This is a genomic window from uncultured Methylobacterium sp., assembly GCF_964244095.1.
Classification (GTDB): Bacteria; Pseudomonadota; Alphaproteobacteria; order Rhizobiales; family Beijerinckiaceae; genus Methylobacterium.
In genome coordinates, this window is record NZ_CAXTHR010000005.1 from 51,961 (window position 1) to 61,966 (window position 10,006).

Annotated in this window: 13 protein-coding genes; 1 reads left to right on the forward strand and 12 read right to left on the reverse strand. The window is 70.3% G+C overall.

The window, feature by feature from the left end; all coding sequences use genetic code 11:
- Positions 1–26: 26 nt before the first annotated feature.
- The 8 genes from ACFE86_RS01845 to ACFE86_RS01880 form a co-directional block, all read right to left on the reverse strand.
- Positions 27–230, reverse strand: coding sequence for a DUF2934 domain-containing protein (locus tag ACFE86_RS01845; protein WP_375453626.1), 204 nt, complete (start codon positions 228–230; stop codon positions 27–29).
- A 134-nt stretch (positions 231–364) separates the two neighbouring features.
- Positions 365–1,117: an amino acid ABC transporter ATP-binding protein gene (locus ACFE86_RS01850; RefSeq protein ID WP_375453627.1), complete on the reverse strand. Its 753-nt coding sequence runs from the start codon at positions 1,115–1,117 to the stop codon at positions 365–367.
- A 7-nt stretch (positions 1,118–1,124) separates the two neighbouring features.
- Positions 1,125–1,967 carry an amino acid ABC transporter permease gene (locus tag ACFE86_RS01855; RefSeq protein WP_375453628.1) on the reverse strand — a complete coding sequence of 281 codons (843 nt, stop codon included), beginning with the start codon at positions 1,965–1,967 and terminating at the stop codon, positions 1,125–1,127.
- Positions 1,964–2,710 (reverse strand): amino acid ABC transporter permease, encoded by a 747-nt coding sequence (locus ACFE86_RS01860; RefSeq protein ID WP_375453629.1) that lies wholly within the window; start codon positions 2,708–2,710, stop codon positions 1,964–1,966. Before ACFE86_RS01860 ends, ACFE86_RS01855 begins: the two co-directional genes overlap by 4 nt.
- A 36-nt stretch (positions 2,711–2,746) precedes the next feature.
- Positions 2,747–3,562, reverse strand: coding sequence for a transporter substrate-binding domain-containing protein (locus ACFE86_RS01865; protein ID WP_375453630.1), 816 nt, complete (start codon positions 3,560–3,562; stop codon positions 2,747–2,749).
- A gap of 77 nt (positions 3,563–3,639) precedes the next feature.
- Positions 3,640–4,809: an N-methyl-L-tryptophan oxidase gene (solA, locus tag ACFE86_RS01870; RefSeq protein ID WP_375453631.1), complete on the reverse strand. Its 1,170-nt coding sequence runs from the start codon at positions 4,807–4,809 to the stop codon at positions 3,640–3,642.
- Positions 4,810–4,852: 43 nt separating this feature from the next.
- Positions 4,853–6,409, reverse strand: coding sequence for a glutamine-hydrolyzing GMP synthase (guaA, locus tag ACFE86_RS01875; protein WP_375453632.1), 1,557 nt, complete (start codon positions 6,407–6,409; stop codon positions 4,853–4,855).
- 187 nt (positions 6,410–6,596) lie between these two features.
- Positions 6,597–7,898 (reverse strand): RsmB/NOP family class I SAM-dependent RNA methyltransferase, encoded by a 1,302-nt coding sequence (locus ACFE86_RS01880; protein ID WP_375453640.1) that lies wholly within the window; start codon positions 7,896–7,898, stop codon positions 6,597–6,599.
- Positions 7,899–8,092: 194 nt separating this feature from the next.
- Here ACFE86_RS01880 and ACFE86_RS01885 point away from each other — a divergent pair, with 194 nt between their 5' ends.
- A complete protein-coding gene (locus tag ACFE86_RS01885) occupies positions 8,093–8,260 on the forward strand; it encodes a hypothetical protein (protein WP_375453633.1) in 168 nt (55 codons plus the stop codon).
- Between the two features lie 168 nt (positions 8,261–8,428).
- Here ACFE86_RS01885 and ACFE86_RS01890 read toward each other — a convergent pair whose 3' ends face one another.
- The 4 genes from ACFE86_RS01890 to ACFE86_RS01905 all read right to left on the reverse strand — a co-directional run.
- Positions 8,429–8,668, reverse strand: coding sequence for a hypothetical protein (locus ACFE86_RS01890; protein ID WP_375453634.1), 240 nt, complete (start codon positions 8,666–8,668; stop codon positions 8,429–8,431).
- Complete coding sequence (locus ACFE86_RS01895; RefSeq protein WP_375453635.1) at positions 8,665–8,940, reverse strand: type II toxin-antitoxin system VapC family toxin; 276 nt, start codon at positions 8,938–8,940, stop codon at positions 8,665–8,667. The genes ACFE86_RS01890 and ACFE86_RS01895 overlap by 4 nt, the downstream gene beginning before the upstream one ends.
- A complete protein-coding gene (locus ACFE86_RS01900; RefSeq protein ID WP_375453636.1) occupies positions 8,937–9,185 on the reverse strand; it encodes a hypothetical protein in 249 nt (82 codons plus the stop codon). The genes ACFE86_RS01895 and ACFE86_RS01900 overlap by 4 nt, the downstream gene beginning before the upstream one ends.
- Positions 9,186–9,258: 73 nt before the next feature.
- The coding region (locus tag ACFE86_RS01905; protein WP_375453637.1) for an IMP dehydrogenase at positions 9,259–10,006 on the reverse strand (748 nt) is incomplete at its 5' end.

The following is a 10,006-nucleotide window of genomic DNA, read 5'->3' on the forward strand; positions in this document are numbered from 1 at the left end:
GGGTACGGAGCGTCAGGTTTCTACCACTAGCTTCCGCCGCGGCGATCCGGCCCGTCATCCGTCCCGCTCTCCGTCGGCGCCGCCACGGCCCGGGCCGCCTCGGCCTTCAGCTCGCGCTCGGCGAGGAGCCAGAACGCGATGTCGAGCCCGTCGGGCCGATGGTTCCGCTCCCAGATCTCCCGCGCGCGCTCGCGGATCTGATCGAACGTGATGTCGGTGGCCGCAGTCATCGCTCGCTTCCTTCGTCGTCGGGACCGACATCGGGTCCGGCCCGCCCGCCCGTCCCGGCCCGCCCGTCGTGGCCGAGCCGGATCTCCCGTCCGCAATCCGCCCGCGGTCGGGTGAACCGCGCTTGGGAACGGGTTTACAACACCTGCGACAGGAACCGCCGCGTCCGCTCGTCCTGTGCTGCCGAGAACAGGCGGGCTGGCGGTCCGTGCTCGACGATCACGCCGCCGTCGGTGAAGTAGACGTGGTCGGCGATCTCGCGGGCGAAGTTCATCTCGTGGGTGACGAGCAGGCAGGTCATGCCGTCCTCGGCCAGTTCGCGGATCGTGGCCAGCACCTCCTTGACGGTCTCCGGATCGAGCGCCGCGGTGACCTCGTCGAACAGCATCACGTCGGGCCGCATCGCCAGCGAGCGGGCGATGGCGACGCGCTGCTGCTGGCCGCCCGAAAGCTCGCCCGGATAGGCGTCCTCCTTGCCCGAGAGCCGCACCTTGGCCATCAGCGCGCGGGCGCGCACCTCGACCTCGCGCCTGTCCTGGCTGAGCACGTGGATCGGCGCCATCATCACGTTCTGCAAGGCGGTCTTGTGCGGGAACAGGTTGTACTGCTGGAATACCATGCCGACCTTGCGGCGCAGGGCCAGCGTGTCGAGCTTCGGGTCGGCGACTTCGATGCCGGCGACGCGGATCGTGCCGGAGGTGACCGGCACCAGCGCGTTGATGCAGCGGATCAGCGTCGACTTGCCCGAGCCGGACGGGCCGATGATGCAGATCACCTCGCCCCTGCGCACGTCGAGGCTGATGCCCTTCAGCACCTCCACCGTGCCGAAGGATTTTCGCACGTCGACGAGCTGGACGATCGGCGGGTCGGAGGTCGAGGCCGGGGACATCGGGGTCTCAGCGGATCTGGAAGCGGCGTTCGAGGCGCTCGGTCCAGCGGGTGATCGGGTAGCAGTAGAGGAAGAAGCACAGCAGCGCGAAACCGTAGAGAGGTGCGAACAGCTCGGGCCGGCCGCCCTCGGCCGCGTGCACCTGCGCCGTCAGCGTCAGCATCTCCGAGACGCCGACGATCGAGGCCTGGACGGTGGCCATCGCCACCAGCGCGTAGACGTTCATCCACGGCGGCAGCATGCGCTTGACGCATTGCGGCAGGATGATCCGCCACAGGATCTGGCGGCGGGTGAAGGCCAGCGACTCGGCCGCCTCCCACTGCGTGTCGGGCACGGACCGGACCGCGCCGCGCACGATCTCGGCGACGTTGGCCATCACGGGAAGCGAGAAGCCGAGCGTCGCCTTCACCCAGTCGGGCAGCGGGACGCGGATGCCGAACAGCGTGACCTGGAACGGCACCAGGAACATCACGAAGAACAGCAGCACCAGCCACGGCGCGTTGCGGAAGAACTGCGTGACCGCCCACGCGGCCCGCGCGACGATGCGGCGCCCGGCCAGCATCGCGAGGCCGAGGAAGGTGCCGGCCGCCGTACCGATCAGCATCGCCAGCAGCGAGATCGCGATGTTGAAGGCAAAGCCCGAGAGCAGCAGCGGCGCCCACTTCACGATCACCGCCAGGGCCGAGAGCCGCACCGCGTCGCCCTGCGCCAGCGCCGCCGAGGCGGTGAGCGCCGTGCCGACGCAGAGAAGCGCGCCGTGCCGCGGGCTCGGGCGAAGGCCGAGCCGCGTACGCGAGAGCGTGAACGGCAGCAGCACCGGCAAGGCGCCGGGGACCCGCTCGCCCGTCATCGCCCGTAGCCCGGGATGCGCAGCGCCCGCTCCCAGCGATGCATGACCCACACGAGCCCGCCCACGAGGAGGCCGTAGGTGCAAAGCAACACGACCATCATCTCGAGCACGTTCTGCGATTCCGACCAGATCTGCTTGACCGCGTAGAGCGTCTCGGGAACCGCGATCGCGTAGGCGAGCGTCGTGGTCTTCAGCAGGTTGACGAGGTTGTTGTTGAGCGCGGGCAGGCAGACGCGCAGCGCCAGCGGCAGCACCACGTGGCGATACGCCTTCCAGCGGGTGTAGCCCAGCGCCTCGGCCGCCTCGACGGTGGTCCTGGGCACCGCCTCGATGCCGGAGCGGAAGATCTCGACGTTGAAGGCGGCGGCAAACAGCGACAGCGAGACGATCGCCCATTGCACGTTGCCGAGCAGCGGCTCGCGCAGGCCCGAGGCGGTCCCGGCCGCCGGCAGCAGCGTGCCGAGGCCGAAATAGAAGAAGAAGATCTGCACCAGCGGCGGCGTGTTGCGGAACACGACCACGAAGCCGTTGACCAGCCCGCGCAGGGTCCGCGACGGGCTGCCCTGGAGCAGCGCGCCGAGTGCGCCGAGGACGAGGCTCAGCGCGATCGTGACGAGGCCGAGCAGCAGCGTCATGCGCAGGCCGGAGACGTAGCGGTGCCAGTCGTAGGCATCGTAGAACACGGTGAAGTTGAGGCCGGTGGTGTCGTAGAGACGCTGGAACCAGTCCGGCACGACGTGCATCGCTACGAACCCCGCCGGCCGCTCACAGACGTCGTCTCAGTTCGTGCCGGCCTTGGCCTTCTCGTGCATCGCCTTGGAATACTCCGTCGGCGTGATGCCCCACGTCTTCTCCGCCTCGACGATCAGGCCGGTCTTCATCCAGTCCTTCGTCGTCGCCTCCAGCAGGGCCTGGAGCGTGGCGTTGCCGGGCGCCACCGCCATGATCCACGGGGCTTCGAGCACGCCCTTGAGCGGCATCGCGTAATCGGCCTTCCACTCCTCGTCGAGCATCTTCCCCTGGATGAAGGTCTGATCGTAGACGTAGCCGATGCAGTTGCCCTGCTTCATCGCGAAAAGCGGCTTCTCGGAGCCGTCGAAGGCGACGATCTCGGCGCCGTAGGTCCGGGCAATGTCCTTGTTGTACCACGCGCCCGAGGTGCCGCAGACCGGCTTGCCCTTCAGCTCGTTCCAGTCCTTGATGCCGGCCTTCTTGGCGAGCATCACGTTGACGTAGTCGGAATAGTACGGCGGATCGATCGCCTGCACGACGCGGCGGCGCTCCGGCTTGTCCGACAGCGTCGCGATCAGCATGTCGACCTTGCCCTGTTGCAGGAATTCCAGCCGGTTCGACGAGACCACGGGCACCAGTTCGAGCTTCACGCCGAGGCGCTTGGCGACGTCGGCGGCCAGATCCGGCTCGATGCCGATGATCCGCCCCGTGGGGTCGCGGAAGCCGAAAGGCCGGTAATCGGCCTTCACGCCGACGACGAGGGTGCCGCGCTGCTTGATCGCCTCGACGCCGTCCGCAGCCGTGGCGATACCCGGCAGGGCGAGCGCGCCGGAAAGGATCAGGGCACGAACCGTCTTGGACATGGGATCACACCGTTTCATGCATCGCGGAAGGACGAGCATACGCGCTCGTGAGGCAATCCGCACGCCACGCGCGTGGCTCAGCGGAAGCGCGCGAGCGAAAACGGCGCGAGGTCGATCGCGCTCGCCCCCGTCGCGACCCATTCGGCCACCGCCTTGCCGATGCCCGCGGAGTGCTTGAAGCCGTGGCCGGAGCAGGCCGAGACCACGTGGATGCGGTCGTGCTCGGGGTGCCGGTCGATGATGAAGCCGCGATCCGGGGTGACCGTGTAGAGGCAGGCGGCGGCCTGCGCGACCCGCGGCGTCGTACCGGCGAACCGACCCTCGACGTGGCGGCGGTACATCTGCGCCGATTCCGCCGGGCTCACGATCCGGTCGAGGGCGTCGGCGGTGGTCGCGGTGGCGTATTGCTCGGTGGCGACCTTGATCTGCGCCTCGCCCGGCATCGGCGGGAAGCCGTAGAGGTAGTCGGTGTCGGTCGTGCCGTGCATCCAGATGAAGACCGGCGCGTCCGCGCGGTAGGCGCTCGTGTCGTCGAGGGCGTACCAGTGCAGCACCTGGCGGTTGACCGTGAGCAGGCGGTCGAAGGGCGCACCGAGCAACGGCACGGTCCAGGCGCCGGCGGCGACGACCGCGCGGTCGGCGTGGATCGAACGGTCGGCGGTGCGGACGACGACGCCCGAACCGTCCCGCTCGATCGCCGTCGCCGCGGAGCCGGTCCGGATCTCCGCCCCGAGTTCGGCGGCCCGCCTGAGCTGAGCCGCGATGCAACGCTCGGGCCTCACGTAGCCGCCGCCGGGCTCGTAATAGGCTTTTTCGTCGCCCCCGAGCCCAAGGAACTGCGGGAAGCGCCGCGCCACCTCGGCCCCGTCGAGGATCTCGTGCGGGATCGCGAAGGCCTGCGCCGCCTCGATCGAGCGTCTGACGAAGTCGGGCTTGCCGTGATGCGAGGTCTCGCCGTGCCCGGGGGCCATCACCAGTGCGCCGCAGGCCTCGAACAGGCTGTCGCCGGTTGCGGCTTCCAGCTCGCGCCAGATGCGATGCGCGTCGAGCACGAACGGAACGTAGTCGCGGCCCTCGCCTACCGCCTGCCGGGTGATGCGGGTCTCGCCATGGCTCGATCCCAGGGCGTGGGGCGGCGCGAAGCGGTCGATCCCGACGACGGAGGCGCCGGCCTTCGCCAGTTGGTAGAGCACGGCGCTGCCCATGGCGCCGAGCCCGACGACGGCGACGTCCACGCGATCCTTCATACCAACCCTCCTCCCACTGCGCGGGCGACTGCCACCGCGACGCTCATTCCCACTCGATCGTGCCGGGCGGCTTCGAGGTGATGTCGTAGGTCACCCGGTTGATGCCCTTGACCTCGTTGATGATGCGCGTCGCCACCCGGCCGAGGAAGGCCATGTCGAACGGATAGAAATCCGCCGTCATGCCGTCGACCGAGGTGACGGCGCGCAAGGCGCAGACGTGATCGTAGGTGCGCCCGTCGCCCATCACGCCCACCGTCTTCACGGGGAGGATCACCGCAAACGCCTGCCAGATCGTATCGTAGAGCCCCGCCTGCCGGATCTCGTCGAGGTAGATCGCGTCGGCCCTGCGCAGCGCCTCCAGCTTCTCCGGCGTGATGGTGCCGGGGCAGCGGATCGCGAGGCCGGGACCGGGGAACGGGTGGCGGCCGACGAAGGCGTCGGGCAGGCCGAGTTCGCGGCCCAGGACACGGACCTCGTCCTTGAACAGCTCGCGCAACGGCTCGACGAGCTGCATGTTCATGCGCTCGGGCAGGCCGCCGACGTTGTGGTGGCTCTTGATCGTCACCGAGGGACCGCCCGAGAACGACACGCTCTCGATCACGTCCGGATACAGCGTGCCCTGCGCCAGGAACGCCGCGCCGCCGATCGTCTTCGCCTGCGCCTCGAACACGTCGATGAACAGGCGCCCGATCGTCTTGCGCTTCTCCTCCGGGTCGCTGACGCCGGTCAGCGCGTCGAGGAACAGCTTCTGTGCCTCCACGTGGACCAGCGGGATGTTGTAGTGGTCGCGAAACAGCCGCACGACCTCGTCGGCCTCGCCCAGGCGGAGCAGGCCGTGATCGACGAACACGCAGGTGAGCTGATCCCCGATCGCCTCGTGCAGCAGCACGGCGGCGACGGAGGAATCGACGCCGCCCGACAGCCCGCAGATCACGCGTCCCGCGCCGACCTGTTCGCGGATCTTGGCGACGGCTTCCGCGCGATAGGCGCCCATCGTCCAGTCGCCGGAGCAGCCGGCGATGTCGCGCACGAAGTTGCGGATCAGCAGGGCGCCGTGGGGCGTGTGCGCCACCTCCGGGTGGAACTGCACCGCGTAGTAGCTCCGCGCTTCGTCGGCCACCGCCGCGAAGGGCGCGTTCTTCGAGATCGCGACGGTGGTGAAGCCGTCCGGCAGCTTGGTGACGCGGTCGCCGTGGCTCATCCAGACCGGATATCGTTCGCCGACGTGCCAGACACCCTTGAACAGCGGGCAATCGGACAGGATCTCGATCTCGGCGCGCCCGAACTCGGCGTGGTGGCCGCCCTCGACCGCGCCGCCGAGCTGCGCCGCCATGGTCTGCTGCCCGTAGCAGATGCCGAGGACGGGCACGCCGGACTCGAACACCACCTGCGGCGTTCGCGGCGAGGCGTCGCGCGTCACCGATTCGGGGCCGCCCGAGAGGATCACGCCCTTCGGCCGTGTCTCGGCGAACGCGGCGGCCGCCTTGGTGAACGGCACGATCTCGCAATACACCCCCTCCTCCCGGACGCGCCGGGCGATGAGCTGGGTCACCTGGGAGCCGAAATCGACGATCAGGATCTTGTCGTGGTCGGTGTTCATGCCGTCCGCGTTAGACGAGACGTTTCCGCGGTGCAACGCAGGCCGCGCCCCGCTCTCGGCCGCCGGCCTTGTACCGGACGGCGGACCCGGATCGAGCCGAAGCCCGCCGGCGCGGCGCTCCTCCGGCGGAGCGGCCTCGGTTCGGTGGCGTTCTCCGCGCCGCGGACGTCCGTTGGCGGTCCCCGCCTCAGCGGGTCCGCGTCAGGCTCGCGACGTAGAACCCGTCCGTGCCGGTAAGCCCCGGGCTCATCTGGAGCCCGTGCGCGGTCAAGCGCAGCGCGTCATGCAGGCCCGCCGCGTGCGCGGCCACGACATCGCGGGCCGGGACGACGGCGAACGCCTCACGGTTGCGCGCGAGGAATCCGGCAACCGCATCGTCGTTCTCCGCCGGCAGCAGCGAGCAGGTGACGTAGGTGATGCGCCCACCCGGCCGCACCAGCACGCCGGCACGGTCCAGCACCGCGGCCTGCTCCGCGACCCGTGCCGCGAGGCTGCCCGGGCGCAGCCGCCACTTCGCGTCGGGGTTGCGGCGCCACGTGCCGGTGCCGGTGCAGGGCGCGTCGACCAGCACGCGGTCCACCTGCCCGTCGAGGTCGGCCAGCACGTCGGCGCGCATGCGGCCGCCGCGCGGGGTCCGCACCTCGGCCCCGGCCCCCGATCGGCGCAGGCGCTCGTGGATCGGCGCGAGGCGGCGCGGGTCGTCGTCGGTGGCGACGAGCCGGCCGTCGTTGCCGGTGAGCGCGGCCAGCGCCAGGGTCTTGCCGCCGCCGCCGGCGCAGAGATCGACGATCGTCTCGGCCCTCTGCGCGCCGGTCAGCATCGCGGCGAGCTGCGAGCCCTCGTCCTGGATCTCGTACCAGCCGTCGAGGAATTCCGGCTCGACGTGAAGCGCCGGCCCGCGCCCGTCGGCACCGATCGGGATGCGCAGCCCCGTCGGCGCGTGCGGTGTGGGCGCCGCGCCGTGATGGGCGAGTCCGGGCATCGCCGCCTCCCGCGTACCCTTCAGGGCGTTGACGCGGATGTCGAGCGGCGCGCGCCGGGCAAGCGCCTTGAGCTCCGGCAGCAGCTCCGTGCCGAGGATGGCCATCAGCTCCGGCAGCACCCATTCGGGCACGTCGCCCGCGACGTGCGGCGGCGCATCGCCGAGGTTGCCGTGTTCGAGACGGTGGGTTTCCGCGTCGGTCAGCTTGGCCGGGGCGAAGCCCTCGCCGCTGAACAGGGCGGCGATCGAGGGGGCGGCGAGGCCCTGCTGCAGGCGCAGCGACCCGAGCAGCACCGCGCGCGGCCCCTCGTCGGCCATGATCCAGGCGGCGGAGGACCGGCGCCGGAGCGCGTCGTAGACGAGGCTTGCGATGCCGCCGCGGTCGCCCGATCCGGCGAAGCGGTGGGCGAGGCCCCAGTCCTTGAGGGCGTCGGCGGCGGGGCGGCGCCGGCCCGCGATGTCGGCGAGCACCTCGATGGCGGCGGCGCAGCGGGCGGCTGGGGTCAGGGCTGTCTCCTCGGGCGATCACGGCCGCCCGCCCGATAGACCCGGAGCGGCGTCCCTGTCGAAGAAAATAACGCTGCCGCGATACGGCCACGCTTATCCCGCCGCGCCGACACGATACCGCCGGGCTTCCGGCGCGATCGGGGGGCAGAACCTCCGGGTCGACGCATCTGCCGTCGCGAAGGCCGGAACGAACCATGTCGCCCGTGATCCACCTCACCCTCGCCGGCCTGCTGATGCTGGCGGTCGCCGCCTGCTCCACCGCGCCGGCCGCGCCCGATCTGACGCCGCCGCCGCGCCGCGCGCCCGACGCCAAGACGCAGCTCGAATACGGCAGCCCGCCGCCGCCGGGTCCGCGCTACTGACCGTCCGGCCCGAGCCCCGGCCGGGACTCGGGCCGCCCGCTCACGGGCGCGCCGGCCCTGACCACCGGCACCCGCATCGTCCCGCTTCCGCAACGGTCCTGGCTTGGCTACGAAAACCTGATTCGTCCATGGGCGCGCGCGATGCACGACGCGGTGCGGGCCTCAGCATCATTGCCGCGAAGTGTCCCACGGTTCGCGGTCGAGAATGGCGCGGCAACACAGAGATCGAAGCAGGCTTTCGTGGGCGAAGTCACGAAAGCCTGCTTCGATCTTCAGATCCCCCAACAGACGTACCCGCGATCTCCACCGCGTCGGAGCGAGCTTGGCGCAGAGCCTCGCATCCGCCGTCACCACGTCGAGCGACCAGAGGTCTCCGGCGGCGACGTACAGGGCATCATAGAAGCTCACCGACGCATCGATGGCGATGGTGGTCGCGCGATCGACGAGACCGAGGAGGAACGGAGAATCAGGCAGGTCTCCATCGTATCGTTCGCCCGCCGCAGGGCATCGATCGACATGAGATTGCGACGATACGCGCGCAGCAGCACTTCGCCGATCTCGCCGACGGCATGGCCGGGAGCGAGTAGCGTGTCGGGCGTGTTGAAGATCGCCGGGGCAGCCGGCGAATCCCGCTCGTCGATGAACCATTTGACCGCGACGCTCGCGTCGATGCCGATCAAATCGGCCCTCGAAGCTCACGGATGACCGCCGTGCCGTCTTCGGGCGGGGCGGCATCGGAAGACCTGGGCGGCGTCATCGAGCGTATCCGGTCCGAGACCGCGACCCGACCTTCCACGTCGTGAAGCAGGCCGATCCGGATCAGATCAGGCACGACGGCATCCACGGACCGGTTCATCGCCTCCGCCTGGAAAGCGATGGTCCGGAAGGTCGCGTCGTCGAGATCCGTGATGAGCAGCTCGGGCATTCCCGGCTGCGTAACGGAATGTCGGTCGCTTGTCGCGGTCGACGCCGGTCACGGACCGTTGGCCTTGCCGCCCCTACGTCCGCGACGGGTAGTTCGGGCTCTCCCGCGTGATCGTCACGTCGTGGACGTGGCTCTCGCGCAGGCCCGCATTGGTGATGCGGATGAACTGCGCCCGCTCCTGGAACTCGGGCACGGTCGGTGCGCCGACATAGCCCATCGCGGCGCGTAAGCCCCCGGCGAGCTGGTGCAGCACGGCGGCCACCGGGCCCTTGTAGGGCACCTGCCCCTCGATGCCCTCGGGCACGAGCTTGTGCGTGTCGTTGACCTCGGCCTGGAAGTAGCGGTCGGCCGAGCCGCGGGCCATCGCGCCGACGGAGCCCATGCCGCGATAGCTCTTGTAGGACCGGCCCTGGTACAGGAACACCTCGCCGGGCGCCTCGTCGGTGCCGGCGAGCAGCGAGCCGAGCATCGCCACCGAGGCGCCGGCGGCGATCGCCTTGGCCAGGTCCCCGGAATACTTGATGCCGCCGTCGGCGATCACCGGGATGCCGGCCCCCTGCGCCGCCTCGACCGCCTCCATCAGCGCGGTGAGCTGGGGCACGCCCACGCCCGCGACGATGCGCGTGGTGCAGATCGAACCCGGTCCGATGCCGACCTTCACCGCGTCGGCGCCGACGTCGATCAGCGCCTGCGTGCCCTCCCGCGTCGCGACGTTGCCGGCGATGACCTGCACCGCGTTCGAGAGCCGCTTCACGCGGGCGACGCTGTCGAGCACCTTGATCGAGTGGCCGTGGGCGGTGTCGACGACGATCACGTCGCAG